Genomic DNA, 22,891 nt, shown 5'->3' with positions numbered 1-22,891 from the left:
TATACAGTGACGGCGGACGTGGATTAGAATGGAACCATTCCACAATCTCTCTGAAGGGAGCCAACGTCATGTCGACCGCGGACTCATTCGGCGCAAAGGGCGTACTCGATGTCGCCGGTGCTGAATACGAAATTTTCAGGCTAGGTGCGGTCGAGGGCGCCGAGAACCTTCCATTCAGCCTCAAGGTCCTGCTGGAGAACCTGCTCCGCACCGAAGACGGTGCAAACATCACCGCGGACCACGTCCGGGCACTCGCTGCGTGGGACGCCGACGCCGAGCCCGACACCGAGATCCAGTTCACGCCGGCACGCGTCATCATGCAGGACTTCACGGGTGTTCCCTGCGTCGTCGACCTCGCAACGATGCGTGAGGCCGTCGCCGACCTCGATGGGGACCCCAAGCGCGTCAACCCGCTCGCGCCGGCCGAGATGGTCATCGACCACTCGGTGCAGATCGACGCCTTCGGCAACGCCGGCGCCCTCGAGCGGAACATGGAGATCGAGTACCAGCGCAATGGCGAGCGGTACCAGTTCCTCCGGTGGGGCCAGACAGCGTTCGACGACTTCAAGGTCGTTCCGCCGGGCATGGGCATCGTGCACCAGGTCAACCTCGAGTACTTGGCCAGGACGGTCATGACCCGCGAGGTCGACGGCGTCCTCCGCGCGTACCCCGACACCTGCGTCGGTACCGACTCGCACACCACGATGGTCAACGGTCTGGGCGTCCTCGGCTGGGGCGTCGGCGGGATCGAAGCCGAGGCAGCCATGCTCGGCCAGCCCGTGTCGATGCTCATCCCGCGCGTCGTCGGCTTCAAGCTGACCGGCGACATCCCCGCGGGCGCCACGGCGACCGACGTCGTGCTCACCATCACGCAGATGCTGCGCAAGCACGGCGTCGTCGGCAAGTTCGTCGAGTTCTACGGTGATGGCGTCGCCTCGGTGCCCCTGGCCAACCGGGCCACCATCGGCAACATGAGCCCGGAGTTCGGCTCCACCGCCGCGATGTTCCCCATCGACGACGTCACGCTCGACTACCTGCGCCTCACGGGCCGCCCGGCCGAGAACGTAGCCCTCGTCGAGGCCTACGCAAAGGAGCAGGGACTCTGGCACGACCCGTCGCGCGAGATCCGTTTCTCGGAGTACCTCGAGCTGGACCTGTCCACGGTCGTTCCCTCGATCGCCGGACCGAAGCGCCCGCAGGACCGCGTCGAGCTCAGCAAGTCCAAGACGCAGTTCCGCGAGGACCTGCGCAACTACTCGGACGACCCGGACCTCGACTTCGCCCCCGGAGGCACCGTTGACGAGTCGTCGCAGGAGAGCTTCCCGGCATCGGACTCCCCGAGCTTCACCCCCGGCACTACCTCGTCGGTCACGGACGAGAACGCCGAGCCGCGCGAGACTGTCCCGGCCGACGCGAGCGTATCCACGCGTCCGTCCAAGAAGGTCAGCGTCACCATGAAGGACGGCCGCGAGTTCGAACTCGACCACGGGGCTGTCAGCATCGCGTCGATCACCTCGTGCACGAACACCTCGAACCCCTCGGTGATGCTCGCGGCCGCCGTCCTGGCACGGAACGCCGTCGAGAAGGGCCTCGTGTCCAAGCCGTGGGTCAAGACCTCGGTCGCACCGGGCTCCAAGGTCGTCACGGACTACTACGAGAAGTCCGGCCTGATCCCGTACCTGGAAAAGCTCGGATTCTTCACCGTCGGCTACGGCTGTGCCACCTGCATCGGCAACTCCGGCCCGCTGGAGGAGGAGATCTCGCAGGCCATCCAGGACAACGACCTCGCTGTCACCGCCGTCCTGTCCGGTAACCGCAACTTCGAGGGTCGCATCAACCCCGACGTGAAGATGAACTACCTGGCGTCGCCGCCGCTGGTGGTCGCCTACGCACTGGCCGGCACGATGGACTTCGACTTCGATTCCGAGCCCCTCGGCCAGGACGAAGCCGGGAACGACGTCTTCCTCAAGGACATCTGGCCGAACCCCGTCGAGGTCCAGAAGGTCATCGACGAGTCGATCGACGAGGACATGTTCACGTCGAGCTACCGGACGATTTTTGAGGGCGACGAGCGCTGGCAGTCCCTGCCGACGCCCGCCGGCGACACCTTCGCCTGGGATCCCGAGTCCACCTACGTGCGGAAGCCACCGTACTTCGAGGGCATGCAGCGCGAGGCGAGCCCGGTCGAGGACATCGACGGCGCGCGCGTCCTGCTCAAGCTCGGCGATTCGGTCACCACCGACCACATCTCGCCGGCGGGCTCCTTCAAGTCGGACACCCCGGCAGGCCGCTACCTGACCGAGAAGGGCGTGCAGCGCAAGGACTTCAACTCGTACGGCTCGCGCCGTGGCAACCACGAGGTCATGATCCGCGGCACGTTCGCGAACATCCGCATCAAGAACCAGCTGCTCGACGGCGTCGAGGGCGGGTTCACGAGGGACTTCTCGCAGCCGGACGCGCCCCAGGCAGCCGTGTACGACGCCGCCGAGAACTACCGCGCAGAGGGTACCCCGCTCGTGGTCCTCGCGGGCAAGGAATACGGTTCCGGTTCGTCGCGTGACTGGGCAGCCAAGGGCACCGCGCTCCTGGGCGTCAAGGCCGTCATCGCCGAGAGCTACGAGCGGATCCACCGCTCCAACCTCATCGGCATGGGCGTCCTGCCGCTGCAGTACCCCGCGGGCCAGAACGCCGAGACCCTCGGACTCACGGGCACGGAGACCTTCGCGGTCAGCGGAGTCACCGAGCTGAACGAGGGCCGCACGCCCCGCACGGTCAGGGTCACCGCGACCCCGGCCGACGGTGGTTCCCCGGTCGGGTTCGACGCCGTCCTGCGCATCGACACGCCGGGCGAGGCGGACTACTACCGCAACGGCGGCATCCTGCAGTACGTGCTGCGCCAGCTCGCCAGCTAGCGTTCGCGAGGTTCCGGGCCGGGAGTACCAGCTCCCGGCCCGGGCCGTACTCGGGGCACCCGCCCTGGGGCCCGACCGCAATCCGAACAAGGACACCACTGAAGGGGGCGCCATGGGCGAGTCGACCGACCTGTCGGCGCGCGTGGACGGCGACGCCATCTTCCGTGTCCTGCGCAGCGAGATCCTCGCCGGTGTCCACCCTCCCGGTACAGCCCTGCGGGAGGTCGTCATCTCGGAGCGTTTCGGGGTGTCGCGGACTCCCGTGCGCGAGGCCCTCAGCAGGCTCCAGCACGAACGCCTGCTCGAGCGGGCGGCCCGTGGCCTGCAGGTTCCCCAGATCGATCCGCAGGAGGTCATCCAGATCTACGACCTGCGCGTCATGCTCGAGGAGGAAGCCGCCGGCCAGGCCGCACTGAACCGGGGTACGGCGGACATCATGCGCCTCGAGGCGTTGCTGGAACGCGACCGCGCCGTCGTCGACCCCGATGACACCACGAAGGTCACCAACAACCTGGAGTTCCACACCTCGCTCTGGGCATCCGCGCGCAATCCCATCCTCATGGACCTCCTGCAGCGGCTCTCGACCCACCTCATCCACACGCCGCGCTCCACGCTGTCCGTGGGTGACCGCTGGCAGGAGGTGCTCAGGGAGCACGAGGCGCTGATCAGCGCGATCTCCGACCGGCGCAGCGATGACGCCCGGGCCATCGCCCGTAAGCACATGGAGACGGCCCGGACACTCCGCCTGCAACTGCTCCGCACCACCGCGGCGGACTGATCGTGGCAGAGTCCCGCCGTCGCCTGCTGCTCGACGTCGACACCGGGATCGACGACGCCGTCGCCCTGCTGTACCTGCTCGCGACGCCTGGAGCGGGCATCGAGGCCATCACCTGCACGGCCGGCAATGTGGGCGCGCGGCAGGTCGCCGTCAACAACCTCGCCCTCCTGGAGCTCTGCGGGCACGCCGGTATCGAGGTCGCCTTGGGCAGCGAGGTACCGCTGGAGATCCCGCTTGTCACAACGGAGGAGACCCACGGTGACCAGGGCATCGGGTACGCCGTGCTGCCGCCTCCGCGCGGCCGCATCTCGGGGCGTCACGCCGTCGACGTCTGGCTGGAGGCGGTCCGCTGCCACCCCGGGCAGGTCACCGGGCTCGTCACGGGTCCGCTGACCAACCTCGCCCTGGCCCTGCGAGCCGAGCCCAGGCTCCCGATGCTCCTCAAGGGCCTCGTCATCATGGGCGGAGCGTTCAACTACCCGGGCAACACCACTCCGGTCGCCGAGTGGAACACGCACGTGGACCCGCACGCCGCCAAGGAGGTGTTCGCCGCCTACGAGGGGATGCCGTTCGAGAAGCTGCCCATCATCTGCGCGCTCGAGACCACGGAGCGGATCGAGTGCACCCCGGCCCATGTCGACGCCGTCGCGCGCGCGGCCGGTGCGGAGCCGGAGCTGCTGGACCCTGACGGACCGGAGGGGGCGCGCAGCACCAGCGACAACGCGGTCGTCGCCTGCCTGTCGGACGCGCTCCGGTTCTACATGGAGTTCCACCGCCTGTACGACCAGGGCTACGTGGCCCACCTGCACGACCTGTTCGCGGCGATGGTCGCAACCGGGGAAGCGCAGTTCGAGGAGCGGCTGGCGACGGTCGACGTCGAGACCCAGTCCCCGCTGACCATCGGGCAGACGGTGGCGGACTTCGCCGGCATGTGGAAGAGGGCGCCGAACGCCAGGATCGTCACGGGCAACGACCCCGAGGCCGTGTTCGAGCTGATGGTGCACCGGTTGTCGCACCTCGCGCGCATGCACGGCTGAGCCTTCCCGCAACCGATCCGCAGGGGTGCGCCGCCCGTGGTCCCGCAGCGCCGAATCCGCCCGGCGGCCCGCGCCCTGGGGGACACTGCCCGGCCGCCTACGCCCGGCGCGGCGGGCCCATCACCGGTACACTGGACCTGCCCGCACTGCTGCGCGGCCGGCGCCGAGGTGACATGAGGTGCGTCCTCCTCCCTCCGTGCCCAAGGAAAATCGTGAGTTCATCCCTGACCCTGTCCACCGAGCCCACAGCCCAGCGCCCGCGACGCCTGCTGGTCGCACTCGGCGGAGCGCTCATCGTCGCCACGTACCTGTTCCTCGTCATCGTCCAGCCGGCCGAGATCGCCGGCGGCATGGGCAGCGTCGCGTCGCTCGTCTCGCTCTTCGGTTTCCTCGGCGGGGGAGCACTCCTGGTGGGCGGGATCCTGCCCACGCTGACCACGAGTTCCCTCGTCGTCATGCCCCTGGGGATCGCCCTGAACATCGCGATCGGCCAGATCGCCGGGTCGCTGGGGATGCAGATCTACCTCGACGCCATCGGTACGGTGCTCGTCGCAGTCCTGGCCGGCCCCGCCGCCGGAGCAGCGACCGGTGCCCTCAGCAACGCGATCTGGGGTCTCTTCAACCCGTTCGCCCTGCCCTTCGCCGCCGGTGCTGCGCTGATCGGCCTGCTCGCCGGCCTGGCCGCGAAGCACGGCGCATTCCGCCGCGTGTACCTCGCGCCGCTGGCGGGACTCGTCGTCGGGGCCATCGGCGGTCTCGTCGCAGCCCCTGTCGCGGTCTTCATGTTCGGGGCGGCAGGGACTTTCGGCACGAACGCGATCATCGCCGTCTTCCGCTCGATGGGTGACAAGCTCCTGGTCGCCGCGACGAAGCAGGGCCTGCTGTCGGACTCCGTCGACAAGATCGTCGTCTTCGTCGTCGTCGCGCTGATCGTGTACGCACTGCCCCAGCGGGCCGTGCGCCAGTTCCCCTTCGCGAGGACCTACCGGGTCCTCGGGGCGCGAAGCGGCGAGCGTACGGCGCAGCCGGCGGCCGGGAACGACCGCGTCGCCTGAGCCGTGCGGCGCCGCAGGATCTACAACCCCCTCACGGAACTGCTGGCAGCGGTCCTGCTGGTGGTGCTCGTCCTGGTGGTCAATCGCTGGGAGTTTTCCCTCGCGGTCCTGGTTCTCGTGGTGGTTCCCGCCGTGGTGTCCTCCGGCCGGCCGCGGCAGATCGGACTGGCGGTGGCAGTCGTCGCCGGGCCGCTGCTTCTGTCGTCCCTTCTGCTGCACGGACTGTTCTACCCGGAGGGCAGCACCGTCCTGGCGGACCTCGGGCCGGCCCGGGTGACGGCGGAGGGGCTGTCCTTCGCCGCCCTGATGGGCCTGCGCATGAGCGTCTTCACCGGGGTGCTCCTCACGGCGGCCATGACGCTGGAGGTCCCTGAGCTCCTGGCGACCATGACGCACCGGGGCTGGAACCGGAAGCTCGTGTTCGTCGTGGGGTCCGCCGTCGGGCTCATCCCCCACGTCGCACTGCGCGCCCGGCAGATCACACGCGCCCAGCAGGCCCGGGGGCTCGTCGTCGGGCGTGGACCGCTCGCGCGCCTCCGCGCCCTGCTGACCGTCACCACACCCCTGGTCATCGGCCTGCTGGTCGATGCGTCCGAGCGGAACCACATGCTCGGCGCCCGCGGTTTCTCGTCCACGGTGGCGCGTACGAGCTACCTGCCGGACACGGACACTCCCGGGCAGCGGATCGCGCGCCGCGTCATGCTCGCGGTCACGGCCGTGTTCTCGACGGCCTGGCTGATCCTCCCGGTGGTCACCGGGTGATCAGCATCGAGAGTACGTCCTTCGCGTACGACGACGGCGCGCCATTGCTCGTCGGCGTCACCCTGGCGGTGCAGCCGGGGGAGTACGTGGTGGTCGCGGGGGCCTCGGCGTCGGGCAAGACGACCCTGGCTCGCCTCCTGGCGGGCCAGACCGGCGCGGATGCCGGTGCGGTCTTCCGGGGCGCGGTGACGCTCGACGGTGAGACGATCCGCTTCGACGGCGCCCCCACCGATCCGCGTATCGACCCCGCGGCCTGGAGCGCGCGGGTCGGGTTCGTCGCGCAGGGCGCCTGGGGTCAGCTGTCGATGATGTCGGCCAGCGTCGGCGAGGAGATCGCCTTCGGTCCCTCCAATCTCGGCGTGCCGACGGACCAGTTGCGGAGCCTCGTCGCCGACGTCGCTGCCGCGCTTACGTTGACGCCGCTCCTGAACCACGACCCTCGCCGGCTCTCCGGCGGCCAGCTGCAGCGCACCGTCATCGCGGCCGCCATGGCTCAGCGGCCCGCGGTCCTCGTGCTCGACGAGCCCTTCCAGGGGCTCGACGACGACTCGGCGCAGGATGTCGCGGATGCCCTGGAGGTCCTTCGTGGTGCCGGCACCGCCATCGTGGTGTGCGAGCCCATGCTTCCCCGAGCAGCACCCGAGGGCGCCCGCGTCCTCGCGTTGGCCGACGGCCGTCCGGTGTTCGACGGGCTGCTGACCGACGCACGCGGAGCGGGACTGCGGAGGTACGGCATCGGGACAGCCGGCGACCCGCCGCGCCTCGATCCCGCGAGCGACCCCACCGGCCCGCACGGCAGGGAACTCGTGACGCTGCGTGGAGTCGGCTTCTCGTACCCCTCCGGCCGCCGGGGGGACGACCGCAGCGCGTGCCTGGCGGGGGTCGACCTCTCCCTGCACGCGGGCGAGATCGTCGCCCTGCGGGGCTCCAACGGCTCGGGCAAGTCCACATTGCTGCAGCACCTCAACGGGTTGTGCCGGGCGGACGCGGGATCGGTCTCGCTGGCCGGCGTGCCGATCCTGCGCCAGCCGACCGGGGCCCTCGCCGCGTGCGTGGGGTTCCTGTTCCAGGACACCGACCAGCAACTCTTCGAGCGGACCGTCCTCCGCGAGGTGTCCTACGGTCCTTTCGCTGCCGGACACCGCAGGGACGACGCCGTCCGCCGCGCGTCGGAGGCCCTCGAGCGCGTGGGGCTCGGAGCCTTGGAGGAAGCCCACCCGTACGAGCTGGGATTCGTCCAGCGGAGACTGGTCGCCCTGGCATCCATCATCGCCACCGGTCCCGCTGTCTGGGCGCTGGACGAACCGACCGCAGGCCTCGACGATCCGGCCCGTACCCTTCTCGCCGCCCTCGTGACCGCCCACGCCCGGGGCGGGGGCGCGGTCGTGCTGGCCACCCACGACGAGGCCTTCGCGCGCGCCGTGGCCCACCGGAGCGTCAGGCTCGAGGGCGGCAGGATCATGCCCGAGGATCACCCATCGGTCTGATGATCCCCCGCAGTCACGGTCAAGACCCTAGGGTGGGGAGCATGGACGTGTTGCGCGAGAGGCACCGGATCATCCGCACGGCGGGCACCGATCTTGCTGTCTTCGAATTCGGGCGGGATCCCGCACCCGGCGTTCCGACCATGCTCCTGCTGCACGGCTATCCAGATGACCACCGCGTGTTCCACCCGGTCCTGAGGGAGCTCGCCGGGACGTACCATCTCGTCACCTTCGACTCCCGGAACGCGGGGCGCTCGCGCACGCGGGAGGGGGCGGGCTTCACCCTCGCGGAGCTCGTCGACGACGTCTTCGCCGTCCTCGCCGGCGTGGACGCGCCGGGTGGCGTACGGTTGGTCGGGCACGACTGGGGCTCCATCCAGGCCTGGGCCGTGATCCAGGACCCGCGCGCGGACGGGCGCATCGTCGACTTCACGAGCATCTCGGGGCCGGACCTGCGTCACTTCTCCCGCTGGCTCCGCGGCCGTCTCCGATCGCCGCGGCTGATGTACCAGGGCATCGGGCAGATGCTGCGCAGCTCGTACATCGCCGCCTTCCAGCTCCCGGTCCTTCCCGAGCTGCTCTGGACGCTCGGCCTGACGCGGCGCTACGAGTTCGCAGCGCGCCGCAACATCGGATCGGACGGCGTGCGGGGTCTCGCCCTGTACAGGACCATCATGTTCAGCGCGGTCGAGCCGGCACCGCGTCGTCCCATCTCGATCCCGGTCCACGTGATCGTGCCCCTCAGGGATCCCTTCCTCTCACCGCACCTCGTCGACGGGCTGGAGGACTGGGTGGAGAACCTGACCGTGACGACCGTCCCGGGGGGCCACTGGTGGATCGCCTCCCGCCCGCGTGCCTTCGCGGAACTCCTCGATCCGGCGCTCCGCGTGGCGGACGGCGGCGCCTGACCCGCCGTCGTGCTGTCCCTCGAGGACCCGTCCAGGGGTCTACGCCTCGAGGAGTCCCCTGATGTCGTCCGCGGTGAGCGCGGAACTGAAGACGGCGTCGTCGTCCATCACCGAGGTGAACAGCTTGGCCTTCTGCTCCTTGAGCTTCATGACCTTCTCTTCGATCGTGCCCTTGGAGACCATGCGGTAGACCATCACGTTCTTTGTCTGCCCGATGCGGTGCGTGCGGTCCACGGCCTGCGCCTCGGAGGCGGGATTCCACCAGGGGTCGAGCAGGAAGCAGTAGTCCGCCTCCGTGAGGTTCAGCCCGAAGCCGCCAGCCTTGAGGCTGATCAGGAACACGGGCGCCTTGCCGTCCTTGAACGAGTCGATGACCTCACCGCGGCTGCGCGTGGAACCGTCGAGGTACGCGTAGTCGATGCCGCGGGCATCGAGCTGCTCGGCCGCCTTCTTGAGGTAGGAGGTGAACTGGCTGAACACGAGCGCCCGGTGGCCTTCCGCGAGGATGCCCTCGAGGTTCTCGAACAGGACCTCGAGCTTGGCCGACGGAACGCCCTCGTGGGCCGGGTCGACGAGGGAGGCATCGAGGCTCAGCATGCGCAACAGGGTCAGTGACCGGAAGACGATCATCCGGTTCCGGTTCATGTCCTCGATCAGGCCGAGGAGCTTCTGCCGTTCGCGCTGCAGGTACGTCTCGTAGATGTGGCGGTGCTCCGGGTGTAGTTCCACCTCGAGCACCTGCTCCTGCTTCGGCGGAAGATCAGAGGCCACGGCTTCCTTGGTACGGCGCATCATCAGGGGTCGGATGCGCTTGCGCAGCCGGACGAGGGGCCTGTTGTCGCCGATCTTCTCGATGGGCGTCCGGTAGTCCTCGGTGAACTTCCGCGCCGAGGGGAACAGGCCGGGTGCCACGATGTTGAACAGGGACCACAGTTCCATGAGGTTGTTCTCCATGGGCGTTCCCGTGATGGCGAGCTTGAAGGGCGCGCTGAAGTCCTTCGCGGCCTGGTGCACCTTTGAGGCCCGGTTCTTCACGAACTGCGCCTCGTCGAGCACGAGCCCCGACCAGGCGAGGTCCTGGTAGGCGGAGAAGTCGAGCCGGAAGAGGGTGTACGAGGTGATGACGATGTCGGCGTCGCCCACCTGTTCGCGGATCGGGACACCCGACGCCCCCTGCGTGTCGGTGATGGCGACGACCTTGAGGCCCGGGGTGAAGCGGTGCGCCTCCTTGGACCAGTTCGGTACCACGGACGTGGGCGCGACGACGAGGAACGGAGCGTCGAGCCCCGCGCTCTCCTTCGCGTAGGCCATCAGCGCGAGGGCCTGCAGGGTCTTGCCGAGGCCCATGTCGTCGGCCAGCACACCCCCCAGCCGGTGCCGCCACAGGAAGGCGAGCCAGCTGAAGCCTTCCGCCTGGTACGGGCGCATCTGGGCGACGAGCCCGGTCGGCGGCGGGGTGGCCCCGACGTCCTTCAGTTCGAGCAGGCCGCTCACGGCGTCGCGCCAGGACTGGGCCTGCTCGGTCTCCTCCGCGAGGTCCTCGAGATCCGCCCACAGCCCCGCCTGGTAGCGGCTGATCTGCAGCCCGGTCTCCGGGTCCCACTCGCTCAGCGCCCGCGCCTCCTCGATCAGCTCCCGGAGCTGGTCGAAGACGGGCTGTTCGAGGGACAGGTACGTGTTGTCGACGAGTTTCAGCTTCTTCCGGCCCTGCGCGAGCGCACGGAAGATCGAGTCGAAGGGGATGGTGCGGCCGCTGACCGTGACCATGACGCCCAGATCGAACCAGTCACGGTTGTCCGTCTCGACGGTGCTGATGCGGAGCGTCGGTGTCTCCGTCAGTTCCCGGTAGTCGGGCTTCTCCCCGACGACGTCGACCGTCACGCCGTCGAGTTCCAGAAGCCTCGGCAGGACCTGCTCCGCGAACTCCACGGCCTGCATGTCCTCGAGCGTGAGGGACTTGAGGGGCAGGGATCCGAGCACCTGGCGGGCGGCACTCGCGAGCGCGTCCTCCGCGTCGGGGTCGCGGTAGCCGTCGTCGCTGCCCGGGCCACCCCTGCGGAAGGGCCTGCGCTGGACGGCGTCGCCCAGCGGGTAGTCGAAGTGCCAGTCGAGCGCTACCGAGCCGTCTGCACCGTACGCGGTGGTGAGCACGAGCACGGGCGGCTGGATCTCGGGAAGATCCACGCTGCCATCGCTGCTGTCCACGTGGATGGACTGCCGCAGCTTGGGGTAGTACTCCTGCAGGAAGAGGGACTTCTCCTCCTCGGGGACGACGACGGCTCGGCCGCGCTGCAGGAGTTCGATGTCCTTCGGCGTCAGCCTCCGGGACGTCGGAGCCAGGGTGATGGTGTCATCGGGAGCGACTGTGTAGATGCCGTGGGTGCTGATGACGTGGGCGGTCTCCGCGGGGTGCGGCTGCCCGTCGACGTCGAGCGCCGGGCACAACCGGAGCGCGCCGTCCTCGGTCTCCGTGGCGTCGAGCTTCAGGGTCGCACGGCCGGCGAGCTCGATGGAGACGGACTTCTTCGATCCGACGAAGGCGATGCCGAGGCGTTGCGCCTCGTCCAGCAGTTGCCAGAGCAGCGGGTTGCTGAAGTCGTCGAGATACAGCCAGGAATCGTTGTTGCCGAAGTAGTTCACGCCCGTTCCGCGGTGCAGTGCCGGGAACTGGGAGAACCAGCGGTGCTGGTCCGGGTCCAGGGTGAGCCCGTACGTCTGGTAGCTGATGCTGCCCCAGGACAGGTTGTTCTTGATCCATTTGCCCTTGCCGTTCTGGCTGACGGGCCGCACGCCGAGGCGCGTGTTGAGGGTGCGCTGGCCCTGTCGCTCGGCTGCCGACCCCCACCGCTGTACTGCGACCTCGGGGGTCCGGAGCTCGAACTGCAGTCCGAGGGGCGTGGGAGCGGCGGGTGTGCCGTCGGCTGCTCCGTCGGCCTCGAGAAGCTCGGTGAGCGAGGTCTGCCACCCTTCCGGTGCGGGCTGTCGCGGCGCGGGGCGGGCTCCGAATTCGCGTTCGTGCTGGGCGAGCAGGTTCTCGGTGTTGCTCTGCAGAGCCGTTGCCGCGACGTGCTTGCAGTCGGCACCGATGGGGCAGCTGCAGAAATTCTCGAGGGGCCTGAACCGGCCGTCACCCTTGACTCCGAGCCGGAGTTTGGTGCGGTAGTCCGACGGAGCGGAGCCGCGTACCTTGCCGGTCAGGATCTTGGACTCCGCGTCCCACGCCAGCGAACTGACGGCGCCGTCCTTGGCGTAGGTCTGGCCGCGCTGGAAGGCTACCCCGCCCACGATGCGGACGATGTCCGTGACATCGACCATGGGGTGGCTGGAATTGGGCATAATTCCATGCTCTCACGTGACGGTGACGCTTCCCTGCCGGGGAGTGCCGTTCCGCTGACAGCGGCTGGTCGATTGCGCAAGCCCGCAGGCCCCGGACCCGGCAGCCCGGCGCGGTCCCGACCCTGCCCTACTGTTGACGAGGGGGTTGACACTGGGCAGTACAACGGAAGAGGTCGTGCGTGTTCGAGCCACCAAGCATCATTTTCGCGGCAGCGGGACTGGCGGTGTTCGCGGCGGCACTCCTTCCCCGGCTCTTGATGCGGGCACCGGTATCCATGCCTATGGTCTTCTTCGCCGCGGGAATCCTCATCTTCGCCTTCGCGAAGGATCTTCCGGACCCGGACCCGGTCAAGTACAGCGACGTCACGATCCACCTCAGTGAGGTGTGCGTCATCATCTCGCTGATGGGTGCAGGGCTCGCGCTCGACCGCAGGCTGGGGTGGCACCGGTGGTCCACCACCTGGCGGCTGCTCGGCATCGCCATGCCGCTCTGCATCCTCGCCCTGACCCTCATGGGGATGTGGATCCTCGGGCTCGGACTCGCATCCGCCCTCCTGGTAGCGGCCGCGCTGGCGCCGACGGACCCCGTGCTGGCGTCGGAGGTCCAGGTGGGCGAGCCCTCCGAATCGGAGGAGGACCTCGAAGCCGAGGACGAGGTACGCTTCGGACTCACCTCCGAGGCCGGCCTGAACGACGGGCTGGCGTTCCCCTTCGTCTACCTTGCGATCCTGCTCAGCACGGTGGGTCTCGCGCCGTCGGCCTGGTTCCCGGAATGGATCCTCCTGGACGTGCTGTGGCGCATGACCATCGGCTGTGCGCTCGGGTTCGGCATCGGCAAGTTCCTGGGCCGCGTGTTCTTCCGCACTCCGCTGAAAAGCGTCCGCCTGGCCAACCACTCGGAGGGCTTCGTCGCGCTTGCGGCCACGTTCCTGACCTACGGGGTGACCGAGGCCATCGAGGGTTACGGCTTCATCGCCGTCTTCGTCTGCGCCGTCACCATCCGCGCAGCCGAGCAGACCCACGGTTACCACGGCGTCCTCCACAGCTACATCGAGCAACTCGAACGCCTGCTGACCGTCGTCGTGCTCGTCCTGCTGGGCGGCGCCGTCGCGCGCGGTCTGTTCGAAGGACTGCAGCCCCTCGAGGTGGTGGTCGCCGTCGCGTTCATCCTGCTGGTGCGGCCGATCACCGCGTGGCTCAGTCTGGCGCGCGGCAAGACGGGCCCCCGGGAGCGCGGGGTACTCGCCTTCTTCGGCGTGCGCGGCATCGGATCCATCTACTACCTCAGCTACGCGCTGTCCAAGGGCGATTTCGCCGCGGACGAGAGTGCGCTGTGGCGCATCGGCGGGCTCGTCGTCGTCCTGTCCATCGTCGTGCACGGCATCACCGCAGCGCCGGTCATCAACGCTCTGGACCGCGCCCGCCAGCGCAAGGCGCGCGAGCAGGGGGACGAGGCACAGGCCCCCAACACGCCGGTCTAGGGCGTCACAGCGCGGATCTGCGCTCGAGCGCGGCCCGAACGGCGAGCCCGCCGACAAGAGCCCAGAACGCTCCGCCGATGCCGGCGATCGACAGGCCCGACGCCGCCAGGAGGAACGTCACGGCGCCACTCATGCGACCGGTCGGGTCGCTGAAGGACGCCGTCGCGGCCGTCGCCATGGTGCTGATCAGGGCGAGTCCTGCCACGGCCTCGACGAGCCCGGCCGGCGCGGCACCCACGACGACGACGAGCGCACCCGACGCCCCGGCCAGGACCAGGTAGGTCAGCCCCGCCGTCAATGCCGCGATCCAGCGGCGATCCCGGTCCCGTCCGGCGCCGTCGCCGGCGGACAGCGCCGCGGACAGTGCCGCGAGATTGACGGCATGGCCCCCGAACGGGGCCGCAATGGCCGTGCCGGCGCCCGTCACCGCCATCGCGGGCCGCCAGGGCGCCCGGTACCCGAACGAAGAGAGGACGGCGACGCCCGGCAGGTTCTGCGATGCCATCGTCACGACGTACAGCGGCAGGGCGATGCCCACGAGCGCGGCCGGCTCCAGCGCGGGAAGGGTGAGGGTGAGCGTCGGGGCGAGGGTGGACGCTTCGATCCTCGTGCCGTCCACTGCGAACTGGAGGGCGATCACGGCCAGGGCGGCGGCGAGTGCGAGCGGGACGGCCCACTTCGGAACGACGGCCGACGCGGCCAGCCAGATCACGATCACCGGGAGCACCAGGAGGGGGATGGTGCCGAGGGCCTGGAACGGAGCCAGGCACAGGGGCAGCAGTACCCCGGCGAGCATCGCCTGCGCGAGGTGCTGCGGAATCCGGGCGACGAGGTGCCCGAGCCAGGGCACCGCGCCGGTGAGGGCGATCATGGCGCCGGTGACGAGGAACGCGCCCACCGCTGCCGGCCAGCCCCCGGCCGGGATGCTCGCTCCTGCCAGCAGCGCGGCCCCGGGGGTCGACCACGAGAGCGTCACGGGGATGCGGTAGCGCAGCGACAGCAGGACGATGCCGAGCCCGACGACGGCGGTCAGGGCGAGCAGTCCCGAAGCTGCCTGTTCCGGCGTCGCGCCGGTGGCGCGGAGCCCGGCGAGCACGACGGCGAACGAGGACGTGAATCCCACGAGCGCCGTGACCACGCCGGCCAGCACGGGTTCGAGCAGGCTGTGCCGCGCGGCCTGATGGGTGTGCACTGCAGCTCTCCGATCCGCAGGGGCCACTGCACCTCGCGTACGTTCTGTTTATGGAACGGCAAGTGTAGGATGCAGGAGTGCCCGAGGACAAGCCTGATCGCAATGCGTCGCTGCGGCTCACCGTGGCACGGCGCATCACGGCGCTGCGCCGGGCACGGGAACTGTCGCTGAGCGCACTCGCCGTGCAGGCCGGTATCGGGAAAGGCACACTGTCCGAGCTCGAGGCGGGGGCTCGCAATCCGACCCTCGAGACGCTCTACGCACTCGCGGGACCGCTGGGCGTCCCCCTGAGCCGACTCCTGGGTGAGGAGACGGGACACAGTGTCTCGGACGGCGTCGTCGATGCCCGGCTGCTGACGGTACAGCGGCACGACGACGGCGGGACCACGGAGGTCTTCTGGCTCACCATCGCCGAGCAGGGTACGCGGGTCTCGCCGGCGCACCAGCCCGGGACCGTCGAGCATCTCCGCGTGGTACGAGGCCTGGCGCGGGTAGGGCCGCTGCACGCCGAACGGCTCGTGCCCGCGGGCGAGGCACACTCCTGGAGCGGCGGCACCGCGCACAGCTACCGCTCGACGAGCGGCATCACGGAGGGGATCCTCACGATCGAGACGCCCCCGAGCGGGATGCAGCCGGACGGTTCGGCGGCGCCGACCGGCGAGCCCTGATCAGGCGTTGCGGACCTGCTCCAGGAACCGCTGCACGGCTTCCAGCTCGTCGCTGAAGGACTGCAGGCGCGCCGTGTTCTGCTCGACGGCGAGTTGGCGGACGAGGTAGTCCTGGCGCTCGCGGAGTTCGGCCTCGGTGGGTTGCTGTTCGCTGATGGGCATGGTTCCAGTCTCGCAGAGGCAGGCGGGCGTCGGCGTGAGATCCGCCACGACCGGTCCGGTCCGTCCCCCTGAGGAAATAGATGCGCTCAGGCAACCGTTCCCTTGAGAGGTCCGCGGCACACCCCGCAGTGGTTCCCGAATCGGAAGGCATACCCCATGACTGTTCCCCTGTCCATCCTGGATCTGGCGCACGTCGCCGAAGGCTCCACGCCCGCGGAGACCTTCGCCGCCAGCGTCTCGCTCGCGCAACACGCCGAGAAGTGGGGGTACCGGAGGATCTGGTACGCGGAGCACCACAACATGGGCAGCATCGCGTCCTCGGCCACGAGCGTGCTGATCGCTCACATCGCCGCTCACACCTCCACCATCCGGCTCGGTTCGGGCGGCGTCATGCTGCCCAACCACTCGCCGCTGACGATCGCCGAGCAGTTCGGCACGCTGGAGAGCCTGCATCCCGGACGGATCGACCTGGGCCTCGGGCGGGCGCCGGGAAGCGACCAGACGACGGCACGTGCCCTGCGGCGGGATCCCATGGCGGCCGACAGCTTCCCGCAGGACGTACTCGAGCTGCAGGGCTACCTCACCGGGGAGACCCGCGTGCCCGGTGTCCAGGCCACGCCCGGCAGGGGCACCAACGTTCCCCTGTACATCCTGGGATCCTCACTCTTCGGGGCGCAGCTCGCTGCAGCCCTCGGACTGCCGTTCGCCTTCGCGTCCCACTTCGCGCCGCAGGCACTGCAGGACGCCGCGAGCATCTACCGCAGGGAGTTCACGCCGTCGGCGCAGCTCGAGAAGCCCCACTTCATCGCCGGCGTCAACGTGATCGCCGCCGACAGTGCCAATGATGCCCATCACGAGTTCCACGAGGCGATGCTGCGCCGCGTGACGCTCCTCCTCGGACGCGGTCAGACCTTCACCAGGGAGGAGTCCGAGGCGATCCTCGCCTCACCCGGTGGACGGCAGATGGCCGATATGGCGCGCTACAGCGCGGTCGGCACGCCGGAGGTCGTCCGGGACTACCTCGAACGCTTCGCGGCGCAGACCGAGGCGGATGAACTCATCGTCGCGACGCAGGCCGGCACCACCGAAACGTGGCTGCGATCGTTCGAATTGCTCGCCGGCGCGATGCTGCCGGTGGCGGCCTGAAGGTTACGGAAACAAGAACCTTTGCGTTCCTGCTTGCCATAACCCTCCAAGGTTTGGTTAAGTGGGTGTCGGTTGTAGTGTTGCGCATTTGTATTTCGCGCGGTTTAGCCCTCGCGGGATAGGCCGCGTCTCTGAAAAAGCGGACAAGCACGCCGCGACTGGGGCGTTCCGAAAGTCGGAATGCGTCTGAGTTTCAGAAGGATAAACAAAAATGGCAACAGGTACCGTGAAGTGGTTCAACGCTGAAAAGGGCTTTGGATTCATTGCTCCCGACGACGGAAGCGCAGACGTGTTCGCACACTTCTCCGCCATCAATGCAAGCGGCTACCGCTCGCTCGATGAGAACCAGAAGGTCAGCTTCGACACCGAGCAGGGCCCCAAGGGTCCCCAGGCGTCGAACATCCAGCCCCTCTAAGGCTCGGATCTTCAACTAGATCTTTTCGTAGGAAGCAGGTCGGACTCCGGTCCGGCCTGCTTCTTCGTTTAACCCTCTGCCTCCGGTCCTGTGGATGCAGGCTGACGTCGGAGCGGTGCCCGGCGCTGGCTCAGGATGAGCCGCCGCACAACCCGATGAAGGCGCCGAGCTCCTCGAGCGCGGCGGGCGTAGCAGGCATGTGGTGCGTCAGCCGGGGCGACCGGACGATGACCGCGCGCCACTGCCCGCGGGAGACCGCGACGTTCATCCGATTGCGGTTGAGGAGGAACCCGATGCCCCGCGGTGCCTGCGCCGCGGAGGAGGCGGCCATGCTGACGATCACGACGGCGGCCTGCTGGCCCTGGAACCTGTCCACAGTCCCCACGCGGACATGCGGGTAGCCGGCGCGGGCCAGCGCCCGGCGGATCAGGTGCACGTGCGCGTTGTAGGCCGCCACCACCAGGATGTCGGCCTGTGCGAGCGGGCGCGGCGCCGCACCTGCCGCATCGACCCAGGGAATGCCCAGATGGCGGGCGACCTGCGTGACGACCTCCGACGCCTCCTCGGGCGAGGACGTGGAATTGTCCGCATGAACGACGCTCACACATTCGATCCCTGGCCGGAGACTCTCCAGCCGTCGCCCGCGGGCGGCGGGAGCGGTGGTCAGGCGTCCGTCGTAGGCGAACAGGGATACCGGGGCACAGAGGTCCGGGTGCATCCGCCAGGTGTCCGCAAGGAAGTACCCGAGTGTCGGAGGCAGGGTCGCACGGCCGTCGGAGAGCCAGCCCAGTGCTGACTCGTCGACAGGCTCGGGGTGGGTGCCCTGGGTGACCTGGGGGAGTTGCTGCGGATCACCCAGGAGCAGGAGCCGCCGTGCTGCCTGCGCCACCGCCATCGTGTTGGCGAGCGAGAACTGGCCAGCTTCGTCGATCACCAGCAGGTCGAGCGAGCCGGCCGCCACCCTGCTGCCGGTCATCGTCCATGCTGTGCCTCCGATCAGGCAGCCGCCGTCCGCGCTGACCAGGCGGGCGACGTCATCATCCGATCTCTGGCTCCACGGTGAGCCGGGGTCCTCCGTCCGTTTCGCTACCTGATGCTCCGGCGCCCCCGCCTCGATCGCCCTGCACAGCAGGTTGTCGACGACGGCGTGGGACTGCGCGACGACGCCCACCTTCCAGCCGAGGCGGACCAGCCGCTCGATCACGTCCGCGCCGACGTGTGTCTTGCCGGTTCCGGGAGGACCCTGGACCGCCAGGTAGGAGTCCGTCAGGAGGTGCAGGGCAGCCGTGATCGCCACCGCATACCCGTCATCCCCTGGAGGGACGGCGGGCAGGGGAACGCCGCCGGCGAGCCGGGGCGGTATTCGTCGGAGCAGGTCGAGCGCCGGACCGGCGGGTACCTCCGGCAGGGAGCGGCCGACGCGGTCGGCGAGATGCACCAATGCCTCCTGCATGGATTTCGTCATGAGGGGTTGGTCGGGAGCGAGAGCCACGGGGAGTTCGGGCCGGGGCGCGGCCCCGCGCTTGAGTTTTTCCCTGAGGAGCACGGTCGTGACTCCGTCGTCGTCCTCCGACAGCTCCGTCACCTCGACGCCGAACCAACCGCCGCGTCCCGTGCCGCTGCTGTCCGTGATGTCGGCACCCTCGGGGACCGGGACGTCGTAGATGGCGAAGTAGGACGAGCCTTCGCGGAAGTCCGCGCCCGGCTGCAGGCGGGCCGTCGCCTTCAGCGTACGCGCGGGGTTGGAGCGTGGTGTCGGTCTGGCCCAGTCCTGCACCACCTCGAGCGTGCGGAACACCAGGACGTCGCGGGACTGCTCCCACTCGTCATCGCCCGCCGAGAGTCGGTCGAAGTGCGACCACCAGAACTGCTTCCGTTCGCGGCGGTGGTACCCGACCGCGGCGGCAACGAGTGCGACGGCCTGCTCGTCAGGGTGCTTCGACCCCTCGGGCGGCAGGGCGGCGAGGTATTCCAGCAGGCGCGCCTCCTCGGGAGCGGGCCCGTAGGACGGAGCAGCACGCTCCCCAGCGGCGGACGGTCCGGCCAGGTTTTCGGCGGTGACCCCGCCGGCAGGGTCTTCCGCCGGTGGGGCGCCCCCTGCAGGAGAGCCTGCCGGCGGGCGACCTTCGGCGAGCCCCAGCAGCCAGTCCCGCAGCCTCAGTGTCGAGAGGCAGTCGTAGCGGTTGTAGCCGCTGATCCCGCCGAGGATCTCCTCGGCAGCGAATGCCTCCCCGGCGTCGCGCGCGGCACAGTAGGCGGCGTATGCCACCACGGAAGCGCCGGCATCCATGACGTCGCCCGAGCGGAGGTCGGTGCCCATGTACAGGGGCTCGAGCTTCTTGATGCTGTAGGAGCGTTCGGAGATGCGCAAGCTCTGCCGCACCGTCTCGTACAGGTCGACGAGGACGCCCTCGCGCAGCAGGGTGTCCACGGCATCCTCGCCGATGACGTGCACCAGGGACAGGCGACGCAGCGCACTCTTCTCGTAGGCCGCGTAGTGGTAGATGTGGAGATCCGGGTATTGCCGGCGGCGCTGCGCCACGTAGTCGAGGAAGCGGATGAACGCCCTGCGCTCCTCCGCGCGGCTGTGCGCCCAGAAAGGGCGGAAGGGCGGCTCCGCCGCATCGTCGTCGGGCTGCTCCACGACGCCGAAGAGGTACTCGATGCCCCAACTGCCATCCACGGGGTCCTGCCACAGCGGGTCCCCCTCGAAGTCGAAGAAGATGTCACCCGGACTCGGCGTGGGCAGCGATGCAAGTGTGTGCTGCGGCAGGACGCGGTAGGACACCGTGTGCTCCCTGCCCTCGGGGTCCACGTAGCCGACACCACCGTCGACCTCCGCCGTGCCCACCTGCAGCCGCGCCTGCTCCTGCAGACGTGCGAGAGTCGGATCTTCCGGGCGTGCCGGCATCGCCGCGAGCTCGTCGATGGTGGTGACGCCCTCGCTCCTCAGCCTCGCCCTGCGTTCACGCGTCATCGAGGCGACGAGCAGGAGATCCCGGGTGAGCTCGACCTGCTCGGCGCAGTAGCCGCACCGTCCGCACGCCTCGAGGCCTTTGGTGTTCCACGCGACGGGCTCTGGCTGACGGCGGTGGGAGTTCACCAGCTCCAGGAAGCGTCCGCGCCGCTCGCGGAACACCGGTAGGAGGTCGGTCAGGCTGTGGGTGCTGCGCGTGCGGTCGCCGAGCACGAGGGTGACAGTCGGCGAGGTGGGAATTCCGGCGGCCAGCAGCTGGTCCCCGTACGCGGCGAGCTGCAGCAGGGCGCCGACCTTGGCATGGCGGGCGAGCTTGGTGTCCCAGACCGCGTAGGAGCCGTCCGCCTGGCGCACGAGGAAGTCCGAGCGGCCGTGGAAGGTCCCGTCGAAGAAGGCCGCCTGGAAGACCACGGAGGCACCGGACCGCAGCGCGCCGAGCGATTCCTCGTGCTTGGCCGCCAGCGTGCCGCGGTCCATGGAGGCAGCCGGTTCGACGTCGTACACGCCGGCGGTGCCGGCCGGCGACCACCGGCCGTACTCGGACACCAGGTCGTCCAGCACGCGGCGCTCGTGCACGTCCCCGAGCACGGCAGCTCGCTCGAGCATCTCGTCCGCGGGGAACTCCGCCCGGGGGGAACGGCCCAGCTTCTCGTCGAGGATGCGCAGGAGCCTGTACCCGCACTCGGACGCCGTGACCAGATCCGTCGCGGAGAAGACGAGGTCCGCGCCGTCAGGGTCAGAGGTGCCGTCGGCGTCGAGCAGGAACATGTGCAGCGGACCTTTCGTCGTACCGGGCGGTCGGTGCCAGTCCATCACGTTTCGCCGACCTTCGTGCACCGGGACGAAGCGTGAGCAGCACGGCCAGACGGCCCCGATGCCGATGGATGGAAGAATTGGGTTCACCGACCACCCGACCAGGAGCGCCCATGAACCCCCGCACGCTATTCCGCACCGTCGCTGTCGCGGAGGCGGTGACGTGGGCCTTCCTGCTGGCGGGCATGTTCCTCAAGTACGTCACCCGGACCACCGAAGCGCTCGTGCCGCCTGCCGGGGCCGTGCACGGATTCGTGTTCCTGTGCTTCGTCGCCACGACCGCCTTCGTCTGGATCAACCAGCGCTGGTCGGTCGTGACAGGCATCCTCGGGCTCGCCTCGGCCATCGTCCCCTTCGCCACGGTCCCGTACGAGCGCTGGATCGAACGGCGTGGCCAGTTGACCGGCGCGTGGCGCCTCGCGCCGGGCGCGGAGTCGCCGCGGAACCCCCTCGAGCAGCTCCAGGCGTGGGTCCTGCGCAGTCCGCTCGTGGCCCTGCTCGTCGCCATCGCCGGAATCTCCGTCGTCTTCACCGTCCTGCTGATCGTCGGCCCCCCTGGGTCCCGGAGCTGACGGAGGTCCCATGGACGACCTGCGGAACACACCTGACGACGAGCGCTTCTTCCTTCACAACGGGCGCCGCTGGCGCACGACCGATCCGTCGCTGCCCGCCGACGTGAAGGCCCGCCTGATGTCCCACCTCGGGCGCGGACGATCCGGTGTGCGCAACAGCGCCAAGGGCGACGACGGCGGTGCGCTGCCCCGTGCGCGACGCATGGTGCAGCTCGCGAAGGAAGGCCTCGGTGAACGGGGTACGCCGTGGTGGGAGCAGTCCGCGGACGAGCGCACGGCACGGTGGACCGCGGCGCTGCAGGAACTCGACGCACTGCACTCCGAGCGGCCGGGCGACGCTACCGGTGAGCGGCCGGCAGGCGCGGTCCGCAGGCGCCCGGACGGCGGGCCGACAGGTGGATGAGCCGGCACCAGAGCACGGCGCGGACGACGAGCTCAGGGCGGAGATCCTGCGGATCGCCGAGCAGCGGGGGAGCGCGAAGACCCTGTGCCCCTCAGATGCTGCCCGCAGCGTCGGAGGGGAGCAATGGCGGGACCTCATGCCGGCGTCGCGCCGCATCGCTTTCGAGCTGGCGGGCGAAGGCCGGGTCGACGTCACCCAGCGCGGAGAACGCGTCGAGCCCGACGCCCGTGGACCGATCCGGATTCGATGGATCGACGCGCCGGCCTGGAGCGGGGGTGTGGACACGACCGCGCGGACGTCGTCTTCTGGCCTTGCTCCGGTGCCCTATGCGTACGCTGCTTCGGTGGATGCAGCATCCCGTCTCGTCTTCGCAGCGGGTGCATGCCCCCTCACCGCCGACGGCGTCGTTGCCGGCGACTCGTTCGCCGCACAGGCGACACGTGCCCTCGAAAACCTGAGCCGTGCCCTCGGGGAAAGCGGCGCGGTGCTTGCCGACGTCGTCCACCTGCGGGTCCTGGTGGCGTCCGCCGATCGCGCGCACCTCGTCGAGGCGTGGAACGCGCTCGCGGCGGTGCTCGGCACCCCCGCTCCGCCGAGCACCCTCATGGGGGTGACCGTGCTCGGCTACCCGGGGCAACTCGTGGAGCTCGAGGCAGTCGCTGCCGTCGGTACGGCGGCTGAGGCGTCGCGGACGCAGGGGCCTATCCTCCGGCCGTGAATCCGGTGATCGGGTCGCGATCCCGGCCTCGCCCGCGGGCCGACGACGCCCCGCGAACCCGCGACGCCCGCT

General features: G+C 69.4%; 18 protein-coding genes. 14 read left to right on the top strand and 4 right to left on the bottom strand.

Annotated features, from left to right (window positions below; translation table 11 throughout):
• Positions 1–68: 68 nt before the first annotated feature.
• The 7 genes from CXQ96_RS04915 (at position 69) to CXQ96_RS04885 (ending at position 8,936) form a co-directional block, all read left to right on the top strand.
• Positions 69–2,912 carry an aconitate hydratase gene (locus CXQ96_RS04915; protein ID WP_104116915.1) on the top strand — a complete coding sequence of 948 codons (2,844 nt, stop codon included), beginning with the start codon at positions 69–71 and terminating at the stop codon, positions 2,910–2,912.
• A gap of 112 nt (positions 2,913–3,024) precedes the next feature.
• The gene (locus CXQ96_RS04910; protein WP_104116914.1) at positions 3,025–3,690 is read left to right on the top strand and encodes a GntR family transcriptional regulator; all 666 of its coding nucleotides are present in this window, start codon (positions 3,025–3,027) and stop codon (positions 3,688–3,690) included.
• Positions 3,691–3,692: 2 nt separating this feature from the next.
• Positions 3,693–4,727 (top strand): nucleoside hydrolase, encoded by a 1,035-nt coding sequence (locus CXQ96_RS04905; protein WP_104116913.1) that lies wholly within the window; start codon positions 3,693–3,695, stop codon positions 4,725–4,727.
• Between the two features lie 212 nt (positions 4,728–4,939).
• Positions 4,940–5,782, top strand: coding sequence for an ECF transporter S component (locus CXQ96_RS04900; protein WP_308662511.1), 843 nt, complete (start codon positions 4,940–4,942; stop codon positions 5,780–5,782).
• Positions 5,783–5,785: 3 nt separating this feature from the next.
• Positions 5,786–6,544: an energy-coupling factor transporter transmembrane component T gene (locus tag CXQ96_RS04895; protein WP_104116912.1), complete on the top strand. Its 759-nt coding sequence runs from the start codon at positions 5,786–5,788 to the stop codon at positions 6,542–6,544.
• On the top strand, positions 6,541–8,031 hold the full coding sequence (locus CXQ96_RS04890) for an ABC transporter ATP-binding protein (RefSeq protein ID WP_104116911.1): 1,491 nt from the start codon (positions 6,541–6,543) through the stop codon (positions 8,029–8,031). Before CXQ96_RS04895 ends, CXQ96_RS04890 begins: the two co-directional genes overlap by 4 nt.
• Positions 8,032–8,072: 41 nt before the next feature.
• Complete coding sequence (locus CXQ96_RS04885; RefSeq protein WP_258058874.1) at positions 8,073–8,936, top strand: alpha/beta fold hydrolase; 864 nt, start codon at positions 8,073–8,075, stop codon at positions 8,934–8,936.
• 39 nt (positions 8,937–8,975) lie between these two features.
• On the opposite strand, the gene CXQ96_RS04880 is transcribed toward CXQ96_RS04885, so the two are convergent.
• Entirely contained in the window at positions 8,976–12,272 is a 3,297-nt protein-coding gene (locus tag CXQ96_RS04880) for an SNF2-related protein (protein ID WP_104116910.1), read from the bottom strand.
• Positions 12,273–12,451: 179 nt separating this feature from the next.
• Here CXQ96_RS04880 and CXQ96_RS04875 point away from each other — a divergent pair, with 179 nt between their 5' ends.
• Positions 12,452–13,753: a sodium:proton antiporter gene (locus tag CXQ96_RS04875; protein ID WP_104116909.1), complete on the top strand. Its 1,302-nt coding sequence runs from the start codon at positions 12,452–12,454 to the stop codon at positions 13,751–13,753.
• A 4-nt stretch (positions 13,754–13,757) separates the two neighbouring features.
• Here the strand turns inward: CXQ96_RS04875 and CXQ96_RS04870 are convergent, their stop codons facing one another.
• The gene (locus CXQ96_RS04870; RefSeq protein ID WP_258058873.1) at positions 13,758–14,945 is read right to left on the bottom strand and encodes a benzoate/H(+) symporter BenE family transporter; all 1,188 of its coding nucleotides are present in this window, start codon (positions 14,943–14,945) and stop codon (positions 13,758–13,760) included.
• A 77-nt stretch (positions 14,946–15,022) separates the two neighbouring features.
• Here CXQ96_RS04870 and CXQ96_RS04865 point away from each other — a divergent pair, with 77 nt between their 5' ends.
• Positions 15,023–15,613 (top strand): helix-turn-helix transcriptional regulator, encoded by a 591-nt coding sequence (locus CXQ96_RS04865; RefSeq protein WP_258058872.1) that lies wholly within the window; start codon positions 15,023–15,025, stop codon positions 15,611–15,613.
• On the opposite strand, the gene CXQ96_RS18330 is transcribed toward CXQ96_RS04865, so the two are convergent.
• A complete protein-coding gene (locus CXQ96_RS18330) occupies positions 15,614–15,775 on the bottom strand; it encodes a hypothetical protein (RefSeq protein WP_181036357.1) in 162 nt (53 codons plus the stop codon).
• Positions 15,776–15,931: 156 nt separating this feature from the next.
• Between CXQ96_RS18330 and CXQ96_RS04860 the strand changes: the two genes are divergently transcribed.
• Both CXQ96_RS04860 and CXQ96_RS04855 read left to right on the top strand, forming a co-directional pair.
• The gene (locus tag CXQ96_RS04860) at positions 15,932–16,921 is read left to right on the top strand and encodes an LLM class flavin-dependent oxidoreductase (RefSeq protein ID WP_104116908.1); all 990 of its coding nucleotides are present in this window, start codon (positions 15,932–15,934) and stop codon (positions 16,919–16,921) included.
• Positions 16,922–17,132: 211 nt separating this feature from the next.
• Positions 17,133–17,336 carry a cold-shock protein gene (locus CXQ96_RS04855; RefSeq protein ID WP_026533290.1) on the top strand — a complete coding sequence of 68 codons (204 nt, stop codon included), beginning with the start codon at positions 17,133–17,135 and terminating at the stop codon, positions 17,334–17,336.
• A 130-nt stretch (positions 17,337–17,466) separates the two neighbouring features.
• Here CXQ96_RS04855 and CXQ96_RS04850 read toward each other — a convergent pair whose 3' ends face one another.
• A complete protein-coding gene (locus CXQ96_RS04850; protein WP_104117042.1) occupies positions 17,467–21,081 on the bottom strand; it encodes a bifunctional RecB family nuclease/DEAD/DEAH box helicase in 3,615 nt (1,204 codons plus the stop codon).
• A gap of 158 nt (positions 21,082–21,239) precedes the next feature.
• Between CXQ96_RS04850 and CXQ96_RS04845 the strand changes: the two genes are divergently transcribed.
• From CXQ96_RS04845 to CXQ96_RS18975, 3 genes are read left to right on the top strand one after another with little or no spacing between them, the layout of a single operon-like run.
• Positions 21,240–21,698, top strand: a complete 459-nt coding sequence (locus CXQ96_RS04845) for a DUF3817 domain-containing protein (RefSeq protein ID WP_104116907.1) — start codon at positions 21,240–21,242, stop codon at positions 21,696–21,698.
• Positions 21,699–21,708: 10 nt separating this feature from the next.
• Positions 21,709–22,101, top strand: a complete 393-nt coding sequence (locus tag CXQ96_RS04840; protein ID WP_258058870.1) for a 2-polyprenylphenol hydroxylase — start codon at positions 21,709–21,711, stop codon at positions 22,099–22,101.
• Positions 22,094–22,819 carry a DUF3253 domain-containing protein gene (locus CXQ96_RS18975; protein WP_308662507.1) on the top strand — a complete coding sequence of 242 codons (726 nt, stop codon included), beginning with the start codon at positions 22,094–22,096 and terminating at the stop codon, positions 22,817–22,819. Before CXQ96_RS04840 ends, CXQ96_RS18975 begins: the two co-directional genes overlap by 8 nt.
• Positions 22,820–22,891 lie beyond the last annotated feature (72 nt).

Source organism: Arthrobacter sp. B1805 (assembly GCF_002929745.1).
GTDB lineage: Bacteria > Actinomycetota > Actinomycetes > Actinomycetales > Micrococcaceae > Arthrobacter_D.
The sequence above is the reverse complement of the archived record's forward strand: the minus strand, read 5'-3'. Positions and strand labels throughout refer to the sequence as shown.